General features: G+C 61.2%; 15 protein-coding genes and 1 pseudogene. 9 read left to right on the top strand and 7 right to left on the bottom strand.

Features of this window, described 5'->3' with window-relative positions; genetic code table 11:
* Positions 1-22: 22 nt before the first annotated feature.
* Entirely contained in the window at positions 23-724 is a 702-nt protein-coding gene (locus NJC40_RS25435) for an enoyl-CoA hydratase/isomerase family protein (protein WP_253141971.1), read from the bottom strand.
* A gap of 146 nt (positions 725-870) precedes the next feature.
* On the opposite strand from NJC40_RS25435, the gene NJC40_RS25430 reads away from it, so the two are divergent.
* A complete protein-coding gene (locus NJC40_RS25430; protein WP_253141973.1) occupies positions 871-1,893 on the top strand; it encodes an alcohol dehydrogenase catalytic domain-containing protein in 1,023 nt (340 codons plus the stop codon).
* Positions 1,894-1,895: 2 nt separating this feature from the next.
* Positions 1,896-3,389 (top strand): class I adenylate-forming enzyme family protein, encoded by a 1,494-nt coding sequence (locus NJC40_RS25425; RefSeq protein WP_253141974.1) that lies wholly within the window; start codon positions 1,896-1,898, stop codon positions 3,387-3,389.
* A 22-nt stretch (positions 3,390-3,411) separates the two neighbouring features.
* Here the strand turns inward: NJC40_RS25425 and NJC40_RS25420 are convergent, their stop codons facing one another.
* Positions 3,412-4,197 carry an IclR family transcriptional regulator gene (locus NJC40_RS25420; RefSeq protein WP_290447708.1) on the bottom strand — a complete coding sequence of 262 codons (786 nt, stop codon included), beginning with the start codon at positions 4,195-4,197 and terminating at the stop codon, positions 3,412-3,414.
* A 237-nt stretch (positions 4,198-4,434) separates the two neighbouring features.
* On the opposite strand from NJC40_RS25420, the gene NJC40_RS25415 reads away from it, so the two are divergent.
* Positions 4,435-5,316: a DUF2242 domain-containing protein gene (locus NJC40_RS25415; protein WP_253141976.1), complete on the top strand. Its 882-nt coding sequence runs from the start codon at positions 4,435-4,437 to the stop codon at positions 5,314-5,316.
* Positions 5,317-5,318: 2 nt separating this feature from the next.
* On the opposite strand, the gene NJC40_RS25410 is transcribed toward NJC40_RS25415, so the two are convergent.
* The 3 genes and pseudogenes from NJC40_RS25410 to NJC40_RS25400 all read right to left on the bottom strand — a co-directional run.
* On the bottom strand, positions 5,319-6,362 hold the full coding sequence (locus NJC40_RS25410; RefSeq protein WP_045493504.1) for a DNA topoisomerase IB: 1,044 nt from the start codon (positions 6,360-6,362) through the stop codon (positions 5,319-5,321).
* A 68-nt stretch (positions 6,363-6,430) separates the two neighbouring features.
* Entirely contained in the window at positions 6,431-7,945 is a 1,515-nt protein-coding gene (gene ilvA, locus NJC40_RS25405; protein WP_492180592.1) for a threonine ammonia-lyase, biosynthetic, read from the bottom strand.
* Between the two features lie 444 nt (positions 7,946-8,389).
* A pseudogene (locus NJC40_RS25400) lies at positions 8,390-8,580 on the bottom strand (IS200/IS605 family transposase); the annotation flags it as partial.
* Between the two features lie 34 nt (positions 8,581-8,614).
* On the opposite strand from NJC40_RS25400, the gene NJC40_RS25395 reads away from it, so the two are divergent.
* Positions 8,615-9,685 (top strand): RNA-guided endonuclease InsQ/TnpB family protein, encoded by a 1,071-nt coding sequence (locus NJC40_RS25395; RefSeq protein ID WP_253141522.1) that lies wholly within the window; start codon positions 8,615-8,617, stop codon positions 9,683-9,685.
* A gap of 200 nt (positions 9,686-9,885) precedes the next feature.
* On the opposite strand, the gene NJC40_RS25390 is transcribed toward NJC40_RS25395, so the two are convergent.
* Positions 9,886-10,929, bottom strand: a complete 1,044-nt coding sequence (locus tag NJC40_RS25390; protein ID WP_253117286.1) for an AraC family transcriptional regulator — start codon at positions 10,927-10,929, stop codon at positions 9,886-9,888.
* 2 nt (positions 10,930-10,931) lie between these two features.
* A complete protein-coding gene (locus tag NJC40_RS25385) occupies positions 10,932-12,047 on the bottom strand; it encodes a carbon-nitrogen hydrolase family protein (protein WP_253141521.1) in 1,116 nt (371 codons plus the stop codon).
* 213 nt (positions 12,048-12,260) lie between these two features.
* Between NJC40_RS25385 and NJC40_RS25380 the strand changes: the two genes are divergently transcribed.
* The 5 genes from NJC40_RS25380 (at position 12,261) to NJC40_RS25360 (ending at position 19,673) form a co-directional block, all read left to right on the top strand.
* Positions 12,261-14,297, top strand: coding sequence for an NADPH-dependent 2,4-dienoyl-CoA reductase (locus NJC40_RS25380; protein ID WP_253141518.1), 2,037 nt, complete (start codon positions 12,261-12,263; stop codon positions 14,295-14,297).
* A 681-nt stretch (positions 14,298-14,978) separates the two neighbouring features.
* On the top strand, positions 14,979-16,838 hold the full coding sequence (locus tag NJC40_RS25375) for a pyocin-S2/colicin E7-DNase domain-containing protein (protein WP_253141515.1): 1,860 nt from the start codon (positions 14,979-14,981) through the stop codon (positions 16,836-16,838).
* Positions 16,831-17,094 carry a bacteriocin immunity protein gene (locus NJC40_RS25370; RefSeq protein WP_084710170.1) on the top strand — a complete coding sequence of 88 codons (264 nt, stop codon included), beginning with the start codon at positions 16,831-16,833 and terminating at the stop codon, positions 17,092-17,094. Before NJC40_RS25375 ends, NJC40_RS25370 begins: the two co-directional genes overlap by 8 nt.
* 237 nt (positions 17,095-17,331) lie before the next feature.
* Positions 17,332-18,255 carry a 1-aminocyclopropane-1-carboxylate deaminase/D-cysteine desulfhydrase gene (locus NJC40_RS25365; protein WP_253141513.1) on the top strand — a complete coding sequence of 308 codons (924 nt, stop codon included), beginning with the start codon at positions 17,332-17,334 and terminating at the stop codon, positions 18,253-18,255.
* Positions 18,256-18,332: 77 nt separating this feature from the next.
* Positions 18,333-19,673: an MFS transporter gene (locus tag NJC40_RS25360; protein ID WP_253141511.1), complete on the top strand. Its 1,341-nt coding sequence runs from the start codon at positions 18,333-18,335 to the stop codon at positions 19,671-19,673.
* Positions 19,674-19,788: the final 115 nt, after the last annotated feature.

Raw genomic sequence — 19,788 nt, 5'->3', positions numbered from 1 at the left:
GGAAAAGGGTGGGCAGTTATGGTTATCGGTCACGCATGACGTCGATCCTGGCCTGATCGACCAGCGCCAGATGCCGTTGCAGCCGTTCTCTGCGTTCGGCCAATAGCAGGGTTTTGCTCCACTCGACCGCGCGCGGGTCATGGGCGGCCAGTTGCGCGGCCAGTTCCAGGGCGCGGCTGTGCGGGTCGTCGACCACCTCATTGACCAGCCCCAGGGCCAGCGCCTGATCGGCGTCGAAGGTCCGGGCGCTGAGCATGATGTCCAGTGCCGCGGCTTCCCCGATCAGGCTCGGCAGGGTGATGGCGCTGAAGCCCGACAGCATGCCGTGGCGCACTTCCGGGAAACTGAATTGCGTGTCGGTACGGGCGATACGCAAATCGCAGTGAATCGCCAGGCTGATGCCCAGCCCCAGGGTATGGCCGTGCAAAGCGGCGATCACTGGCTTGCGCAGGTTGACGCCCACCCCAGGCAGAGCGTTGGCCAGCACGTCGCTGCTGGCGGTCTGGCCGGTGCTGTGAATTTCCTTGAGGTCGGAACCGGCGCAGAACGCCCGCTCGCCGACACCGCGCAGCACGATGGCGCGTACGTCGGTGTCGTCCTGGGCGCGTTGCCACACCTGACCCAGTGCGGCCTTGGTCTGGCTGTCCAGCGCGTTGAGACGCTCGGGGCGGTTGAGGGTGACCAGCAGAACGCCGTCGCCCTGCTTCTGATACTCGACTGTCATCACGTGATTTCGCTGATTGTGAAAGAAAGACGCATTGCCTCTTGAGGTCGGCGTCAAAGTGGGGAAAACTTAATTGATGTGCACAATGCAAACAACATGTTTGTTATATGAACATATTCTTAAGTGGTTACCAACGGTTATAAAAGATGAAAGCGATAGTTCTGAAAGGCTTCGGCGGGCCCGAGCAGTTGCAGGTCGAAGAGGTGCCCACCCCGCAGCCGGGGCGCGGCGAAGTGCTGGTCAGGGTGCACGCCGCCGGTGTCTGCCACCACGATCTGCTGCACCGTGCCGGGCAGTTGCCCGGCGCACACACCGGTGTGGTGTTAGGCCATGAGGTGGCCGGGGAAGTGGTGCAGGTCGGTGACGATGTGCTGAATCTGGCCGTCGGGGCACGGGTGGTGATCTACCAGCGGCGGTTCTGCGGCCAGTGCCGGCAGTGCCTGCGCGGTCGCCAGGACTTGTGCCGGGCACTGGGCCTGCCGTCGGTGGATACCGAGGGCGCCTATGCCGAGTACCTGCGGGTGCCGGCCATTTCTGCCGTCCCATTGCCCGAGGGGCTCGACTATGTGCAGGCGGCGCTGGCTTCGTGCCCGATCGCCACCAGCGTGCGCGCCCTGCATGGCGAGGCTGCGCTCAAACCGGGTGAAACGGTGCTGATCAACGGCGCCAGCGGCGGCCTGGGCGCGCATCAGATTCAGCTGGCCCGAGCGTTGGGCGCGCGGGTCATCGCCGTGACTGGCAGCGCTGAAAAGCGCGAGTTTCTTCAGGCGCTGGGCGCCCATGAGGTGACTGTCAGCAACGGCGGCTACAGCGCCGAGGTCTGGCGACTGACCGGCAAGCGTGGCGTGGACGTGGCCATTGAAAACCTTGGGCATATGCTGGAGGACACCCTGCGCAGCATGAGCCTGGGGGGGCGGGTGGTGGTACTGGGTAACGTCAGCCCCGGGGCGGTAGCGGTCAATCCCGGATTGCTGATTGGCCGACGCTTGAAACTGCAGGGTTCGGGTAGCGCGACGCTTGAAGAGCTGCGCACCGCGCTGGCGTTGATTGCCGCCGGCCAGGTCAGGCCGCTGATCGACCGGGTGTTGCCGTTTCCTGAGGTGGCCCAGGCTCATGCACTGCTGGAGTCGCGGCAGGTCAATGGGCGCATCGTACTGAGCGGGTGGTAAGCATGGATATCAGCACCCTGTTGAGTCAGGCCGCGCACAAGTGGCCTGAACGTATTGCTCTGTATGAGCCGGCAGTGCACCGCAGCCTGAGCTTTGCGGATCTGGACCGGCAACTGACGGCCTTCGGCCTGGCGCTGGAGCGTTTGAATGTGCAGGCCGGTGCACGGGTGGCGCTGCTGGCCGAGGCCAGCATCAATTACCTGCTGGCCGACTATGGCTGCATGGCGACAGGCCGGGTGCGGGTGCCGCTGGACCCGGCGTTGTCGGGTGAGGAACTGCTGGCACAGGTGCGTGACGCGGGGGCGCAGTTGCTGCTGTTCTCCAGCCACTATCAGGCGCTGGCCGGGCAACTGCGCCTGGCAGGTGTGCCGTGTCTGGCCCTGGAGGGCTTTGCCGAGGCATCCGCGCTGCCGTTGCCCGCCCGTGCAGCCCAGCCGGCGCAAGCCCTGGCTTCGCTGAACTACACCGGCGGTACGACGGGCCTGCCCAAGGCCGTGATGCACCGGCATGCCAGCCTGTGTGCGGTGTTGCAGAACATCGTCATGGCCCGTGGTGCAGTGCCGGGTGATGTGCTGCTCAACGTGCGCCCGCTCTGGCCAATCGCGGCGGTCGCGGTACTGGGGCATCTGCTCAGTGGCGGCCAGGTGGTGCTGGGCGGGCGCTTCGAGGCGCCAGCATTCATCGGTCAGTTGCGTGAGCATCAGGCGGCTTTCAGTTCGCTGGTTCCGACCCAGCTGTTGCGCCTGCTGCGCGAAGCCGGCACTGCAGCGGCTGATCTGCCCTCGTTGAAAACCCTGGACATCGGTGCGGCGGCGCTGGCCAGCGAGGTTCTGGAAGGCGCATGCCAGTTGTTCGGCAGCCGGCTGAGCGTGCTGTATGGCATGACCGAAGCGCCGTGGAGTTGTTATTTGAGCGTGGCGCAGATGGCCGCGACCCGTGCTGCGGGTGAGTCTGCTCAAGGGCTGGTCGGACGCCCGGTGTTCTCGGCGGCGCTGCGCATCGACCAGCCGGACGAACAGGGGGTGGGCGAGATTCTGATCGCCGGACCGCAACTGATGGCCGGCTACTGGCAGCAGCCTGAGCTGACCGCGCGCACCCTGGCCGACGGCTGGCTGCGCAGTGGCGATCTGGGCAGTATCCGCGCTGATGGCCTGCTAAGCGTGCAAGGTCGCTGCAAGGACATCATCCGTAGCGGCGGTAAATCGGTGCAGCCGAGCGAGGTCGAGCAGAGCCTGCGTGAGCTGGCCCAGGTGACCGATGTCCATGTGTTTGGCCTGGCGGATCTGGAGTGGGGTGAGCAGGTGTGTGCTGCCGTGGTACTCAGTGAGCCTGGCGCGCTCTCGGACCAGCAACTGATCGAGCACTGTCGCGCGCGGCTGTCGCGTTTCAAAGTGCCGCGGCGCATCTGGTTTCTCAATGAGCTGCCGCGCTCACACTACGGCAAGGTGCAGCAGAACCGGTTGCTGGCCGAACTTGATGCAGGGCCGGGCCAGTGAGCCCGGTCGTGGCGGCTTGCAGCTACAGGTCGCCCAGTTGCGCCGCGATCCCGTCACAGGCGCGGCGCACATGGCTGGCCAGCGGCGACTGCGGATGGATTTCGCTTTCCATCTCCAGCCCGGCAACCACCAGCGCACCGATTGCCGGGCCGTCGCCAGCGCGGATCGGGTAGGCCACCGATGACAGGCCGGGCTTGAACTCGTTGTGGCCGAAGGCGAAGTCCTGTTGCTGACGGATGGTGTCCAGGTTTGGCAGCACCCTGGCGTGGCGTTCGGCGCCCAGCACGGCAATGGCTTGAGCCGTATCGTAGGTGGCCAGGATGGCGCGGCCGCTCGGGCTACCTTCCAGTGGAAAGTGGTCGGCCAGATCGACAATCACGTTCAACGGCGTGATGGGGGTCCACATGCGCTCGATCAACACCACCTGGTCGCCCACCGGCACCGAGACCGAGACGATGGCCTGGCGGTCAGCAGTGACGCGTTGCAGTTCGATGGCGTAGGGCAGGGCGATCTTGCGCAGATTCAGGCGGTTCAAGTAAGCGGTGGAGTACACCAGGCACTCCGGGCCGAGCCGGTAGGTGCCGTTGTGCGACTCGATCAGGCTCCAGTAGGTCAGGGTCTTGAGCAGCCGGTGAATGGTGGTCCGGTCGATTCCGGTAAGGCGCGCCAGATCCAGCGCGCTGGCGCCGTTCTTCTGGCTGGAAAGCGTGCGCAACAGCACGATCGAGCGGTCAATGACTTGCACTCGGCCGCCACCGGTCGTTTCCTTGCCGGTTTCAGATGCGCGGTTAATAGGGGTGGTGTCCATCGTGGCAGTGGTTTCCGAATCGTCTGACGTGCGGCTCGCGGCGCTCAAGGGTAGCCGTGATCGCCCTTTGGGTGAAGCGTTGAGTATGAACAGGGGGGGCTGGCGGGCAGATTTCAGTGAATAAGACTTCATGTAACCAAATGCTTGCCAAGTCTGCGTTGATCCCGCGCCTGGGTTGTTGCAGACTTAGCGCCATTTTCCTGATCGCCCTGCCGTTCTTTATCTCCGGGATTTCCGATGTTCAATGTTCTGAATGTTCGTACTGCCTGCTGGGTGTCTGCCCTGCTCATGGCTGCTGGTTGTTCCTCGCCCAAGCAGGCGATCTACGATCATGAGCATTTCGATGACGCCGGAACCTTCTCGCGCACCTACCCGGCCAGCGATACCGCGTCCTGCGAGGCGGCGCGGAGGGCACTGCTCAGCCAGGGCTACATCATCACCAGCAACGACCCGAAGATGATCAGCGGGCGCAAGAGCTTCCAGCAGACTGGCGATACCCATATCGAAATCAGCTTCAACGTGGTCTGCGCCGATGACGCCCATGCCGGTACGTCGAGCATGTTCGCCAACGCCCTGCAGGACCGCTACGCGCTGAAGAAAACCAACACGTCGGCCAGCCTGGGCGTCGGTGTGCTGGGCTCGGTGTCGATGCCGATCGGTTCCACCGACGATTCGATGGTCAAAGTGGCCAGTGAGACCGTCGCATCCACCAAGTTCTACGAGCGCTTTTTCGGCCTGGTAGAGAATTTCCTGCCGCCGGAAGTCAAGCAGGCGGCGCACATCGTCGAGCAACCCAAGCCTGACATGGGTGTGCCTGAAGCGACCGCGCCGGCACCGGCTGCGCTGGTCCCTGCTGCGGCTCCTGCAACTGCTCCGGCGGCCGTCCCTGAGCAGCCGCCAGCGCCAGCCACCGAAACCGCAGCGCCAGTAGCCGCGCCCGCTGACACCAGCCAGCCACTCGCCGCGCCCGTCGAAGCCGGTTCATTCAAGGTTGAGCAGGTCGAGTCGCCGACCGCGCCGACAGACAGTGCCCATCCCCTCGACAGCGAGCCGAGTAGTCTGGAAGAGCTGCTTGAGCAGCACTCCGCTCCCGCAGAGCAGAGCCCGCCCGCCGAGTAACCTCAGGAGCGCTGCCCGGCGCTCTGTGCATGCAACTGCTGGAGAAAGGCTGCCAAGGCAACCTCTTCGGCGCTCAAGCCCTGGCGTTTGCGCGAGCGCGGCAGTTTGGCCAGTTCGCCGATCACGAAGCCTTCGAGCACCGCCGGGTGGATATAACACTTGCGGCAGACCGCCGGAGTGTTGCCCAACTGGCGGGCGACATTTTTGACCATCTCGACGATATGCTTCTTCGCGTCGCTTTCCGGTTCCCAATCCAGCTTGCGCAAGGTCGTCAGGGCCAACACGCTGCCGGCCCAGGTGCGGTAGTCCTTGGCGGTGAAGTCGGCGCCAGTCAGGGTATGCAGGTAGGCGTTGACGTCCGATGAGCTGATGCCGTGGCGCTGGCCGTCGGCGTCCAGATACTGAAACAGGTTCTGGCCCGGCAACTCCATGCAACGCTTGATGATGTTAGCCATGCGCCGGTCCTTGATGCTGATCTGGTGCTCCACGCCGCTTTTGCCACGAAACTGGAAGAGGATTTCGCTGCCTTTGATGTCCACATGCTTGTTGCGCAATGTGGTCAGGCCGAACGAGCGGTTGTCACGGGCGTAGCGGGAGTTGCCGATGCGTATCAGCGTCGCGTCGAGCAGGCTGACCACGGTGGCGATCACCTTGTCGCGGCCCATGCCGGGCTGGCTCATCTGCGCTTCAAGCTGCTTGCGCACCTTGGGCAGGGCGCTGCCGAAGGCAATCATGCGCGCGTACTTGTTCTGGTCACGGATTTCCCGCCAGCGCGGGTGATAGCGGTACTGCTTGCGCTGGCGCGCATCGCGGCCGGTGGCCTGCAGATGGCCGCGCGGGTCGGCGCAGATCCACACATCGGTATAGGCCGGCGGGATGGCCAGGGCGTTGATGCGCTGGATCTCGGCCTTGTCGCGGATCCGTTGGCCGTCCAGGTCAAAATAGGCAAATTTGCCGCGCAGCAGCTTGCGGCTAAAGCCGGGCTCGCTGTCGTCGACGTAATGCAGGTCAGGGGGGAGCTGGTCGGCGGCGATGGCGTCTGGCATGAAGGTAGCGTCCACAGGGCGATACCTTCATTGACCATCACTGTGTTTCTAGGTGCGATAAATCTGACTTAGCCAAGAAACAGCCGATACGCCGGGTTATTGGTCTCGTCCCAATAGGGGTAACCAATCTCTTGCAGGGTGTCCTGGACCAGGTCGTGTTCATCTTCCGGCACCACCAGCCCCGCCACTACCCGGCCATCGGCTGCGCCATGGTTGCGGTAGTGGAACATCGAAATGGTCCAGCGTCCGCCCAGTTTATTCAAAAAGTTGAACAGCGCGCCCGGCCGCTCGGGAAATTCGAAGCGCAGCACCACTTCGTCGCTGACCCGCTCCGAGTGCCCGCCGACCATGTGGCGGATGTGCAGCTTGGCCAGTTCGTTGTCGGTCAGGTCGACCACCGGAAAGCCTTGTTCGCTCAGGCTGGCGATCAGCGCGCTGCGCGGGTCGCGCTCCGGGTGGGTCTGCACGCCAACGAAAATGTGCGCCTCGCGGTCGGTGTGGTAGCGGTAGTTGAATTCGGTGATCTGGCGCTTGCCGATCGCTTCACAGAACGCCTTGAAGCTGCCGGGCCGCTCCGGGATGGTCACCGCAATGATGGCTTCGCGGCCTTCACCCAGCTCGGCGCGCTCGGCGACATGGCGCAGGCGGTCGAAGTTGATATTGGCCCCGGAGTCGATGGCCACCAGAGTCTGGCCGCTGACGCCGCGCTGTTCGACGTACTTTTTGATGCCCGCCACGCCCAGCGCACCGGCAGGTTCGGTGATCGAGCGGGTGTCGTCGTAGATGTCCTTGATCGCCGCGCAGATTTCGTCGCTGCTGACGGTGATCACTTCGTCGACGTAGTGCCGGCAGACCTCAAAGGTATGCTGACCGATCTGCGCCACCGCCACGCCATCGGCAAACAGCCCGACCTGGTTGAGCACCACCCGCTCGCCAGCAGCCAGGGCGGCTTGCAGGCAGTTGGAGTCGTCCGGTTCGACGCCGATGATTTTGATTTCCGGGCGCAGGTATTTCACGTACGCGGCAATGCCGGCGATCAGCCCGCCGCCACCGACCGGGACAAAGATCGCGTCCAGTTGGCCAGGGTGCTGGCGCAGGATCTCCATGGCCACGGTGCCTTGCCCGGCGATGGTGTCGGGGTCGTCATAGGGGTGGACATAGACCAGCCCCTGTTCCTCGACCAGCCGCAGTGAATGGGCCAGCGCCTCCGGGAACGAGTCGCCATGCAGCACCACCTGGCCACCGCGCGAGCGCACGCCCTCGACCTTGATTTCCGGGGTGGTCTTGGGCATCACGATCACCGCCTTGATGCCCAGCTCCCGCGCCGCCAGGGCCAGGCCCTGAGCATGGTTGCCGGCTGAGGCGGTGACCACGCCACGGGCGGTTTCTGCCGCGCTCAGTTGCGCCAGCTTGTTGTAGGCGCCGCGAATCTTGAAGGAGAAAACCGGCTGCAGGTCTTCGCGCTTGAGCAGGATCTGGTTGCCGAGCCGCTCAGACAGCTGGCGAGCCCCCTGCAGCGGGGTTTCGATGGCCACGTCGTAGACGCGGGAGGTGAGGATCTTGCGTACGTAGTGGTTGAGCAAATCGGACTCGGCATGGCTCATCGCGTCGTTTCCTTGTACAGGGCACGAGGCACAGGCAATTGGCCGATAACGGATGGGCAAGCGACGATTGGGCGGGCGATAGCGATCATGTCTGACTCCTGGTTCAAGCTTTCAAGACCCGGGAGACAGAAAAAAACCCGCCTCCAGGGCGGGTTTTTCAAGCAAACGTCGGCTAACCCGCCATGACTGGAATGACGGTAATAATAATCTGGCCGAAGAACTGCTTGGAGGTATTCATGGCACTGAGGGTATTGCGCCAGTACGGGAAAAGTCAAGGGCGATATCAGTTGGATCACGCGCCGGATTAATTTAGCCGCCTGGCGCTTCGTATCATCCAGATACGGACATTTTCCTGTCACCATATGCGCGAGAAGCCTCGGGGTTTAGCCCGAGGTCGAGAGCGCGGAAGCCGCAGGCGTCCTGGTTGGGAGTCTGCTGTTCTTCGATGTATTGGCGCAGGATTTCAATCGGCGCACTGCCGCAGCTAGAAGCGAGGTAGGATGGCGACCAGAGGACACCCCTTCGCTTGAGCCAGGGGTGGAAATCCCCGAACTGCTTACGCAGCAGTCTGGATGATACCCTCTGAGTGAAGCCACCCGATTCGACAACGCCACCCATAGCTTGAAAGACCAAACCATAATTCATGCCATGAACCACACCAAGACCCTTAAGCTCCGAATCAAAGACAAGCACGCGAAAACGCTGCTTGCGATGGCGCGCGAGGTCAATCTGGTGTGGAACTACTGCAATGAAACGAGTCATCGCGCCATCCGGGAACGCCACCAGTGGCTCTCCGGTTTTGACCTGCAAAAGCTGACCAATGGATTAAGCAAATGCGACGGCGTGCAGATCGGCTCGCCCACCGTGCAGCAGGTTTGCGAGGACTACGCCAAGGCCCGTAAGCAGTTCAAGCGTTCCAGGCTCAATTGGCGGGTGTCCAGCAGGAGCAGCCCCAAATACAGTCTGGGCTGGATTCCATTCAAGGCGCGTGCCTTGCAATACAAGAACGGTCAGATTCAGTTCGCCGGGTTCAGGTTTGGCCTGTGGGACAGCTACGGTTTAAGTCAGTACGCCCTGCGGGCCGGAAGCTTCAGTGAAGATTCCAGGGGGCGCTGGTATCTCAATATCTGCGTGCAGGTTGAGAGCAAGCCGTGCAGCGGCATTGCCGCAGTTGGCATCGACCTGGGCCTTAAAGCGGCGGCGACAACGTCTGAGGGCCAAGTGCTGATAGGGCGCCAATATCGCACCCTGGAGCAGAAGCTGGGCATCGCTCAGCGTGCTGGCAAGAGGGCACGTGTTCGCGCCCTCCATGCCAGGATCAGGAACCGGCGCAAGGATGCGCAACACAAGTTCTCAACCGCCCTGGTTGAGCGCTGCGCCGCCATTTTCGTTGGCGATGTAGCCAGCGCCAAACTCGTAAAGACTCAAATGGCCAAATCCACGCTTGATGCAGGATGGGGCCAACTCAAGACAATGCTGGAGCAGAAATGCCAACGGGCAGGCGTTGTTTTTGAGGTTGTAGCCGAGCGCTATACCACCCAGACCTGCTCGTGCTGTGGAAGCATTTCCACCAGCAGTCCGAAAGGTAGAGCTGGTTTGCGAATAAGAGAATGGACCTGCGTGTGCTGCGGTACAGCCCACGACCGTGATGTAAACGCGGCCCGGAACATTCTTGCGGCGGGGCATCGCCGTCTAGCGGTAGGAATCCCCGCTCTTTAGGGCGGGGAGGATGTCAAATGCGAACCTTACTGTCAGGACAAGGGTCATTACCTGCACGCTGCGCTCAACGTCTGACGCCGCATTGAACACCTGCCAAGAGGACCAGCACCATGGATGACTATCAAGAAGAATTGCTCGAATACCGCGCCTATGAACTCGACATGCCGGAACCGGCTGACGACGCGACCGAGCTATAACACTCAGCGAGCGCCCAGGCGCTGGCTGCGGCGAAACTCCCCGGGCGTCTGGCCATTCCAGCGCTTGAAAGCCCGTTGAAAGGCCTCAGCAGAGGCAAACCCCAGCAAGTAGGCGATTTCGCCAAAGGCCAGTTCCGTGTCGCGGATGTAGGTCATGGCCAGGTCGCGGCGGGTATCGTTGAGCACGGCCCGAAAACTGGTCTGCTCATCGGCCAGCTTGCGCCGCAGGGTCCAGGTGGGCAGCTTGAGTCTGGCCGCCACTTCTTCCAGATCCGGTTCTCGACCGCCATTGAGCAATGGCCCCAGCAGGCTGATGATGCGCTCGCGCAGACTGCGGGTGCGGGTCAGGCGCTCAAGCTCCAGTTCGCATAACTGCACCAGCTGTTGCCAGGTACTCGGGCAATGAGCTGGGTTGCGGATCTCCAGGCTGGCGTTATCCAGACGCAGCTGATTGGTTGCCGCCGCGAACACAACAGGTTGTTCACTGAGGGCGGCGTATGCCGCGGCATAGTCTGGCGCGTTGAACTCGATTTCGATGCGCTGGGCCTGCAAGCTGCGGTCGGCCACGCCAGACAACTGGCTCAACCAGCCGCTGAGCAGCGAGTCGACCACAAAACGGTTGTAGGCGTTGTAGGGGCTGATTGAATAGAACCGCAGCCAAGCACCCTCACTGTCTTCAAGCAGACGCGACTGGCCCCGGTAATTGGCCGCGTAGAGCGGCTCGAAACGCAGCAGGGTGCGCGCCGCCTCACGGACATCCGGAGCCTGGGCTGCGGTGACCCCGGCCAGCCCGGCCTGGCCCAGGCGGCTGAGTTTGCCCATCTGTAAGCCCAACGCCGGCTGGCCACTGAGCTCGATGGCGGCGTGGCCCAGGCGCATATAGCGGGCAATGCTCAGGCGCGCGCCGGCCTGGCTCAGGCTATGGCTGTCCAGGCCATATTGCTGCAAGAGCGCCGTGGGGTCATGGCCGAGGCTGCGCAGTGCTTCATCCAGGCATTGGATAAAACCTACCGACAGATCCCCCAGGCGCAAGGGCGGGCGGTTCATGTTCACAGCCAGAGGTTGATCAAACGGGTGCCGCCGAGCGGTGCGCCAGGCGGCGAGGTTTGCTGGTGCACGAAGCTGTCACCTGAAGCCCCCTGATTCCAGAACTGGCCGTGCATGAATACGCTGATGCCGGCGCGGGCGTTGCTCTGTGAGGGCTGCCCGGTCAGGGTCAGGCGTTGCCAGGCTTCACCTTCGCTGAGGGCACCAGCCGGCAGCGTCAGTCCCTGGTTGGTGTGGCCCGGCCACGGCGCGCTCCAGCGCTGTCGGCCAGGGATAAAAGCCGGCACGGCAATCAGCTCGGCGCCGCTGGCATTGAGCCGTGCATAGTTGTCCGGATACCAGCTGTCGCTGCCGATCAGCACCGCCAGGCGGCCGGCGGGTGTGTCGAACACCTGCAAGGGCGCCTGGCGGTCTGCCTGTACATAGCCGCCTTGATGAACGCTCGGATACACCTGGCGCTGGGGTTGACCCAGTGGTTTGCCGTCGGCGCCGAACACCAGGCTGACGTTGTACAGCGGACCTGGCCTGACGGTCAGTTGGCTGCCTTCGATGTGTGGTTCAGGCAGGATGATCGAGCCGGCCACCAGGGTGACGCTGAACTCGCTGGCCAGGCCGCCGAACAACTGCTGGTAGTCGCTGGCCATCGATTGCGCTTTCATGCGCAAGTGCGCATCACCCAGGCGTTGCTCGCCGCGGGCATTGAGCAACGCGCTGACAAACTTGATCGGGTTGCTCCAGGCCAGCCAGGTCATCGCCTCATCGACCGTTTCGGCCTTGTAGAACTGATTCTTTTCGCCAGCGGCAAACAGCCAGGTGCCGATGTGTTCGGGCAAGACCACCAGGGTTTTATCATTAAGCAGCCCTTGCTCGCGAGCCTGTTGCAGCCAGGCCGCCAGCTTGCGGTGCAAGCGCTCAAGGTCCTGATAATCGGTGGGGTACAGCTCGGTTTCGATGCCCAGCAGGTTGCCGCGCCCGGCAGGCGTGCCTTGATTGATTGCCAGATGGCTGCGCAGATCGGACAGGTAATGGCCCAGCGGGCGTTGCGAGGTCCACACGCCATAGCTGAGCAGCAGGGCGACAAGAGCAGCGGACAGGCACAGGCCGAGTAGTTTGCGCATAAGGTCCAGAATGGATGCGGTAAGCAGAATGCCAGTCAGGGTAGGGCGTCGCGCAAGGCTTGCCAAGCCCGCTGCTGTGCATTTTGATCATTAACTTGTCAGTTGTGGTCATTGAGTGCGTGGGCCGGGCTATTTACTGTGGGCAACATACCGAAAGGGCATCCGCAGAGATTCCCTCACCTTTGACCGTGATGATTTCGCTGGAGCCTGACAATGAGCGCCACCGTCTACCCGCACCTGCTCGCCCCGCTGGAGCTGGGGTTCACCACCTTGCGCAACCGCACCCTGATGGGCTCGATGCACACTGGCCTGGAAGAAAAGCCGGGCGGTTTCGAGCGCATGGCGGCCTATTTTGCCGAGCGTGCCAGAGGCGGCGTGGGGCTGATCGTCACCGGCGGTATTGCGCCGAACGACGAGGGGGTGACCTATAAGGGCGCGGCGAAGCTGACCACTGCCGAGGAGGCCGCTCATCATCGCATCGTCACCGAGGCGGTGCATCAGGCCGGCGGCAAGATCTGCCTGCAGATCCTGCACACGGGCCGCTATGCCTACAGCCCGGGTCTGGTTGCGCCCAGCGCGATTCAGGCGCCGATCAACCCGTTCAAGCCCCGTGAGCTGGACGAACAGGGCATCGAGAAGCAGATCGGTGATTTCGTCAATTGCGCCAGCCTGGCCCGCGAGGCCGGCTACGACGGGGTCGAGATCATGGGCTCGGAAGGCTATTTCATCAACCAGTTCCTCGCCGCGCGCACCAACCAGCGCGACGACCGCTGGGGCGGCAGCTTCGAGAACCGCATGCGTCTGGCGGTGGAAATCGTCCGCCAGGTGCGTGAGGCAGTGGGCGCGCAGTTCATCATCATCTATCGCCTGTCGATGCTCGACCTGGTGGAGGGCGGCAGCGACTGGAGCGAGATCGTGCAACTGGCCAAGGCCGTCGAGGCGGCTGGTGCTACGTTGATCAACACCGGTATTGGCTGGCACGAGGCGCGCATTCCGACCATCGCCACCAAGGTGCCGCGTGCTGCCTTCACCAAAGTCACCGCGCACCTGCGCGGTGCGGTGCAGATTCCGTTGATCACCACCAACCGCATCAACACCCCGGAGGTGGCCGAGCAGGTTTTACGCGAAGGCGACGCCGACATGGTGTCCATGGCCCGGCCATTTCTGGCCGATCCTGAGTTCGTCAACAAGGCCGCTGCCGGTCGCGCCGATGAAATCAACACCTGCATCGGCTGCAACCAGGCCTGCCTGGACCATATCTTCGCCGGCAAGCTGACCAGTTGCCTGGTCAACCCGCGGGCCTGCCATGAAACCGAACTCAACTACCTGCCCACCACGCAGCCCAAACGTATTGCCGTGGTCGGTGCCGGACCGGCGGGGCTGGCGGCGGCCACGGTGGCGGCCGGGCGCGGGCATCAGGTCACGCTGTTCGATGCGGCCAGTGAAATCGGCGGGCAGTTTAATATCGCCAAGCAGGTGCCGGGCAAGGAAGAGTTCTTCGAGACCCTGCGCTACTTCGACCGCAAGCTCAAAAGCACCGGTGTCGAGCTGCGCCTCAATACTCGGGTCGCAGCCCAGGACCTGCTGAGCGCCGGTTTTGATGAAGTCTTGCTGGCCACCGGCATCGTGCCGCGCACACCGCAGATTGCGGGTATCGACCATCCCAAGGTATTGAACTACCTGCAGGTGATTGGCGAGCACCAGCCGGTGGGCCAGCGCGTGGCGGTGATCGGGGCTGGCGGTATCGGCTTCGATGTATCGGAGTTTCTGGTCCATCAGGGCGTGTCCACCAGCCTGGACCGCGAAGCGTTCTGGAGGGAGTGGGGCATTGATACCGCCTTGCAGGCCCGTGGCGGCGTCACCGGCATCAAACCCGAAGTGCACGCTCCGGCGCGCCAGGTGTACCTGTTGCAACGCAAGGCATCGAAAGTCGGTGACGGGCTGGGCAAAACCACCGGCTGGATCCACCGTACCGGCCTGAAAAACCGTCAGGTGCAGATGCTCAGCAGCGTGCAGTACCTGAAGATCGACGACGCTGGCCTGCACATCCGCGTGGGCGAGGGCGAGCCGACGGTGCTGGAGGTGGACAACGTCATCATCTGCGCCGGCCAGGAGCCTTTGCGTGAATTGCATGAAGCGCTGCTGGCGGGCGGGCAGAGCGTGCACCTGATCGGCGGCGCGGATGTCGCCGCCGAGCTGGATGCCAAGCGGGCCATCGATCAGGGGTCACGGCTGGCGGCGGTGCTTTAGAGTTTTACAGGAATAATGCGGGCTAGTTGAGGCGGAACAATTAAGTTGCTCCGCCTTGGACTTAGCGCCGGAGAACATGCTCACGAGAAGCCTTGTAGGAATCTGCATATGATCGCTGGTCTCACCTCAGGAGTTTCCAGTGTTCAGCGTGCTACGCAGTAAATTATCGGTATTGAGTTTTAATGGTCTTGGGATGCAAGCATCCACTGTTAGCGTTGCCATCGCTGTTTTGTAAAGTAGGTTTGTGCGTAAATTAGAAATTTGCTGCTTAATCATACTCCGTATGGTCGCTCACGAATCTGGCCGATTATTGCCTTCGCCTCTCGCACGTTTTTATAGGTGCCTTGAGCACTTTTTCATGATCTCTAAATTAGCGCAAGAGCTAGGGTGCGAGTTTCGCGCCATGCGCTGTTGTGTTTGGCGTGCCGGGAATGTCCTGTCGCAGGAAAAAGATGTCTCTTCTGTTTTTAAGGAAGATTCCTACTCTGGTTTGAGAGTTGTCTTATTGCTATTTATTCCTCTGTTTTTAACGGTAACTGTGTTGGTTTTTATTTTTGAAATCTCTTGCGGTTTTGGAATGGTGGTGTTTGAAAGTTTTTGTCAGGTATCGCTCCGTCAGTTGCATGTTGCTGATGGTTTGGTGTCTGGCATTTTAATAAACTTTCAAGGCAGGGGTTTCAAATGTCGAAGAAACAGATCGAATTACCGCCCATTTTTGTGGGGGCACAGCCACCTGATGGAGATTTTGGTTTGGGTGGGTGGGCGCAGTCCGTTCCACCCCCTCCGGTTCCAGAAATTATACGCTTCGGTCCTTTTATGCATCGCGAGGTTCTTGAGTGGGAGAAGCAATATAAAGATAGCCTTGCGCTGATTGAATCTACACTCACTCAGGAGCTAAATGCACTCGGTGGGACTAGCGCTGAAGACACTCGATCAATTGATGGGCTTAATCGAGAATTGGCAGTCCGAGCTCAGTTGATCCAGAAAAAGAGTTCGGAAATCCAGCAGGCCTCTGAAGTCGCTGACCGATTTTACGGCGTTGATCCATTGTCACTGTCACACCAGCAACGCATGCATAGAGTTTCTGAGCAGATGATGCGTGCCCGGACGGTCAGTGATGTACATCAGTTTGCTCAACGCTCGCACGAAGCTGCCTACCGACGCAGTTTTGCAAAAGCGGGATTGGCCAGGCTGGTTCAAGAAACGAGCGTATTGCAGGCAAGGCTGGCAGAGGTCCAGCAGGAACTGGAGCGCGCAAGAGCGGCGGAGCAGGAACGTTCGCGTGTTGCAGCGCATGCGATGAATAGTCTGGAGGGGGTTGCTGCGCGTTTTGCACAAGCGGCACTACCTAATAGCAAGCAGTCTCTAGCGCAAGCGGCGGCGCGGGCCAGTGAGCGGGCCCGTATTGACGCTGATAAGCGTGCAAACGAATCAACCACAACAGAGGGTGTTGCTGGCAGCTTTCATTACAGCGGTGCAGCGAGTACGTCAAGTGCTCAGCTCGTTACAGCATCGGGCAGAGTTATTTCGACAGAGGGTGGTGTGACTGCCTTGCAAAGCGCAGTGCGCTCGGCCGTCGCTACATTGGCTGAGAACTTGGCAAAAGCAAGCTCTGGCATGATGGTTGGTATCAGCGCTCTGGTCTATTCATCCAAATTGGGAGATGGTGAGTTGTCGAGCCGCTACTCATTTACCATCCCCTTGTCAGAGTTGAATGCGCCTACGCTCAGTGAGTTTAAATCAGGCGCTGTAAAAATCCCCATTCGCCTTGACTTCAGGATGTCTACGGCAGATCAGGTTGAGATAGTGGCGGTTGCGACTGACCTATTGAGTGAATCTTCCTCGTTACGAGTCATTGCCGCAAAATACGATTCTGAACGTAAGGTTTATACTGCGTCGACACCCGATGTGCCGGGAAGAAATTTGATCTGGACGCCGATTGTTGAGCCGGGCGATAGCTCTACGGCCAGACCAGTCGACAGTTTTCCGGGGCCTGTATATGAGGGGGCAGCTCTGGTCCCTTTAGATGGCCGGGTTGACACTTATCCTGAGCTCGCTGACGCCGAGATTGATGACTATATCTTCGTGTTTCCGGCAGACTCAGGACTGCCTCCGCTCTATGTCGTGTTCCGTAGTCCCAGAAATATGCCTGGCACCGTCAGTGGCGAGGGGCAGTCTGTACAAGGAGGCTGGCTAAGTAGCTTCCCGGAGCGCAACGGGTCTCCTGTGCCAGCACGGATCGCAAATCAACTTCGGGGAATGAGGTTCAACAATTTCTCACGGTTTAGAGAGGCCTTTTGGCGGCTAGTGGCGGCTGACGAAGTATTGGGAAAACAGTTTATTCCTTCGGAAATTTCTCGTATGAAACAGGGCTATGCGCCAGTTGTACCTGAGAATCAGCGTTCAGGTGCAAGGCAAGTTTTTGAAATACATCACATAGAGTTTATCTCGAACGGCGGAGCGGTATATGATGTGGATAATTTGATTATCATGACGCCTAAGGGTCATATAAAATTACATGCGGAGGTGAAACGTGGCTGAGCTAAAGAAAAGCTTTAATGACTATACCGAATTGGAGTTTTCTGAATTTATCAATGACATCTGGTTCGTCAGATCAGCCAGTGAGCGCGAACACAATTCGTGGATCATGCACTTCAGAAAAATCACAGAGCACCCCAGAGGAAGCGATCTGTTCTACTATCCGTCACCTGATGAAGATTGTTCCCCTGAAGGTATCGTGAACACTGTAAAAAAATGGCGAGCCGAGAACGGCAAACCAGGCTTGAAAACCGAGTGATTCAGGTTGCAGGCCGCTTATGGGCGCCTCTAAAAACTACCTGCGTTGCCATCGCTGCGTTGAAAATCGGCTCAAAATGCTCATTTACACCCCGTAAAGTCGAGCGCGACTCCGACCGTTTCTCGCCGGTTTTCGCCTTGCGCTGGCTGCCTCGCCTACGTTTTTAGAGGTGCCCTTATGGGGCCGGTTTTCAGTCGCAAGCGATACACTGCGCGTTTTTCCCGGCCGATAGTTCTTATGCTTGATGACGCCCTGACCTGGCAACCCACAGCCCCCCTGCATCCTCTTGATCTGCCCTGGCTGCGCCAGGCCGGGGTGCAGGTGGCCGTGCTGCGTCTGGACCTGATCGACCCGCTGATCAGCGGCAATAAGTGGTTCAAGCTCATTGGCCATCTGCAAGCGGCCGCTGCTCAGGATGCGGCGGGCGTGATCAGCCTCGGTGGCGCCCACTCCAATCATCTGCATGCACTGGCCGCAGCGGGCAAACGCTTTGGCTTTGCCACGGTTGGTCTGCTGCGTGGTCATGAACAGCTCACGCCAACCGTGCAAGACCTGCAAGACTTCGGCATGCAGTTGCACTGGCTGGGTTACGGCGGTTATCGCCAGCGCCATCAGGCCGATTTCTGGGGCCCGTGGCAGGCGCGGTATCCGCAGTTTCAGCCGGTTGCCGAAGGCGGCGGCGGGGCGGCAGGGCTTATCGGTTGTGCGCAGTTGCTGCCAATGGTCACAGGGCAACTGGCGGGGCTGGGCTGGGAGGATTACCACGGCTGGTGGCTGGCCGCCGGCACCGGCACGACCCTGGCCGGGCTGGTGCGTGCCGAGGCCGGGGCACATCGGGTGTTCGGTGCGCTGGCGGTGCCGGACGATCACGGTGTGGCGGGCAATGTTGCGGGTTTGCTGCAAGCACCCGGCAGCGGTTATGAATTGCTCGACGCCAGTCGCGGTGGATTTGCGAAAACCGACGCTCGGCTGTTGGCGTTCATCCGTGACAGTGAGCAACAGAGCGGCATGCCGCTGGAAGCGCTGTACACCGGCAAAGCGTTGTTGGCCTTGCACCAGGCCGTCATGGCGGGCCGTTTCGCCTCCGGCACCCGGTTATTGTTCGTCCACACCGGTGGTTTGCAGGGCAAGCGGGCCAGTGTGTCGGTCTCGGGTACGTAGAGGCCCCTTTCAGAGCGAGTCGGGCAGGCGGCGCTTCGGATAATCGGGGCACTCCCGATCAGCATGCCGAGGTCCGCATGACAAACCCCGCCGCCCCGCAGGTTGATCCTGCCACCCTGAGAAAAGTCATCGTCGCTGCGGCCATTGGCAACTTTGTCGAGTGGTTCGACTTTGCCGTCTATGGTTTTCTGGCCACCACCATTGCCTTGCTGTTTTTCCCCAGTGGTGACCCCAGTGTCGCCTTGCTCAAGACCTTCGCCGTGTTTGCCGTGGCGTTTGCCTTCCGGCCGCTGGGCGGGATCTTTTTCGGCATGCTCGGCGACCGGATCGGGCGCAAACGCACCCTGGCCATGACCATTTTGCTGATGGCCGCCGCCACCACGTTGATCGGCATACTGCCCACCTACGCCAGCATCGGAGTCATGGCGCCGATCCTGCTGACCCTGATTCGCTGCGCCCAGGGCTTTTCCGCTGGCGGCGAGTATGCCGGGGCCTGCGCTTATGTGATGGAGCATGCGCCGACTGACAAGCGCGCCTGGTACGGCAGCTTCCTGCCGGTTTCGACGTTCTCCGCGTTTGCCACCGCAGCCGTGGTGGCGTATGCACTGGAAGCCACGCTGTCGAGTCAAACCATGCAGAGCTGGGGCTGGCGTCTGCCGTTTCTGATCGCTGCCCCCATGGGCCTGATCGGTATCTATCTGCGCTCGCGGCTGGCCGAGACCCCTGCCTTCCAGGCGGTCAGTGACGAGCATGCAGTGGCCCATTCGCCGCTCAAGGAAACCCTTCGCCACCACGCCCGTCCGATTCTGTGCCTGGGCGCCTTTGTATCGCTGACGGCGCTGTCGTTTTATATGTTCACCACTTACTTCGCCACCTACCTGCAAGTGGCGGGTGGCCTGACGCGTGCCACTTCGCTGCTGGTGGCGCTGATCGCGCTGCTGTTTGCTGCGCTGATCTGCCCGCTGGCCGGGGCATTTTCCGACAGGGTCGGGCGACGCAAGACCATTGCCACCACCTGCGCGCTGTTGATCGTTGTGGTACTGCCGGCGTTTCTGATGGCCAGCTCCGGGTCGTTCGCCGCCTCGGTGCTCGGTGTGATGTTGCTGGCCGTAGGCGCGGTACTCAGTGGCGTGGTCACCGCCGCGTTGCTCTCGGAAGTGTTCCCGACCCGGACCCGCTACACCGCCTCGGCAATCACCTACAACATGGCCTACACCCTGTTTGGCGGCACCGCACCGCTGGTCGCCACCTGGCTGATCTCTACCACCGGCAGCAATCTGTCACCGGCGTTCTATCTGGTGGCGGTGTCGTTGCTGGCATTGATGGGGGGCCTGGCGTTGCCGGAAACCTCGCGGATTTCCCTGCATGAGGTGCCGTCGATGGATAAGGCGCGCACCGTTCGGCCATTGGCCGAGTAAGGACCAGAGCCACAAAAACGACAATAAAGCGTGGCGCTGCGGCCCGGAAAAATGGCACATTGTCGCCCCCTTCGGGCTGATGACATATTTTGTAATATCGGTTTGAGGGCTCTGC

Source organism: Pseudomonas sp. 21LCFQ02 (genome assembly GCF_024129895.2).
Classification (GTDB): domain Bacteria; phylum Pseudomonadota; class Gammaproteobacteria; order Pseudomonadales; family Pseudomonadaceae; genus Aquipseudomonas.
Note: the sequence above shows the minus strand (reverse complement) of the source record. Positions and strands in the feature narration are given on the sequence as shown.

Coding starts and splice junctions, on each gene's coding strand:
- NJC40_RS25390 (WP_253117286.1), bottom strand. CDS start 10,929: ATGAACCGCCCGCCCTTGCGCCTGGGGGATCTGTCGGTAGGTTTTATC.
- NJC40_RS25360 (WP_253141511.1), top strand. CDS start 18,333: ATGACAAACCCCGCCGCCCCGCAGGTTGATCCTGCCACCCTGAGAAAA.
- NJC40_RS25435 (WP_253141971.1), bottom strand. CDS start 724: ATGACAGTCGAGTATCAGAAGCAGGGCGACGGCGTTCTGCTGGTCACC.
- NJC40_RS25425 (WP_253141974.1), top strand. CDS start 1,896: ATGGATATCAGCACCCTGTTGAGTCAGGCCGCGCACAAGTGGCCTGAA.
- NJC40_RS25365 (WP_253141513.1), top strand. CDS start 17,332: ATGCTTGATGACGCCCTGACCTGGCAACCCACAGCCCCCCTGCATCCT.
- NJC40_RS25385 (WP_253141521.1), bottom strand. CDS start 12,047: ATGCGCAAACTACTCGGCCTGTGCCTGTCCGCTGCTCTTGTCGCCCTG.
- NJC40_RS25380 (WP_253141518.1), top strand. CDS start 12,261: ATGAGCGCCACCGTCTACCCGCACCTGCTCGCCCCGCTGGAGCTGGGG.
- NJC40_RS25375 (WP_253141515.1), top strand. CDS start 14,979: ATGTCGAAGAAACAGATCGAATTACCGCCCATTTTTGTGGGGGCACAG.
- NJC40_RS25410 (WP_045493504.1), bottom strand. CDS start 6,362: ATGCCAGACGCCATCGCCGCCGACCAGCTCCCCCCTGACCTGCATTAC.
- NJC40_RS25395 (WP_253141522.1), top strand. CDS start 8,615: ATGAACCACACCAAGACCCTTAAGCTCCGAATCAAAGACAAGCACGCG.
- NJC40_RS25415 (WP_253141976.1), top strand. CDS start 4,435: ATGTTCAATGTTCTGAATGTTCGTACTGCCTGCTGGGTGTCTGCCCTG.
- NJC40_RS25430 (WP_253141973.1), top strand. CDS start 871: ATGAAAGCGATAGTTCTGAAAGGCTTCGGCGGGCCCGAGCAGTTGCAG.
- NJC40_RS25420 (WP_290447708.1), bottom strand. CDS start 4,197: ATGGACACCACCCCTATTAACCGCGCATCTGAAACCGGCAAGGAAACG.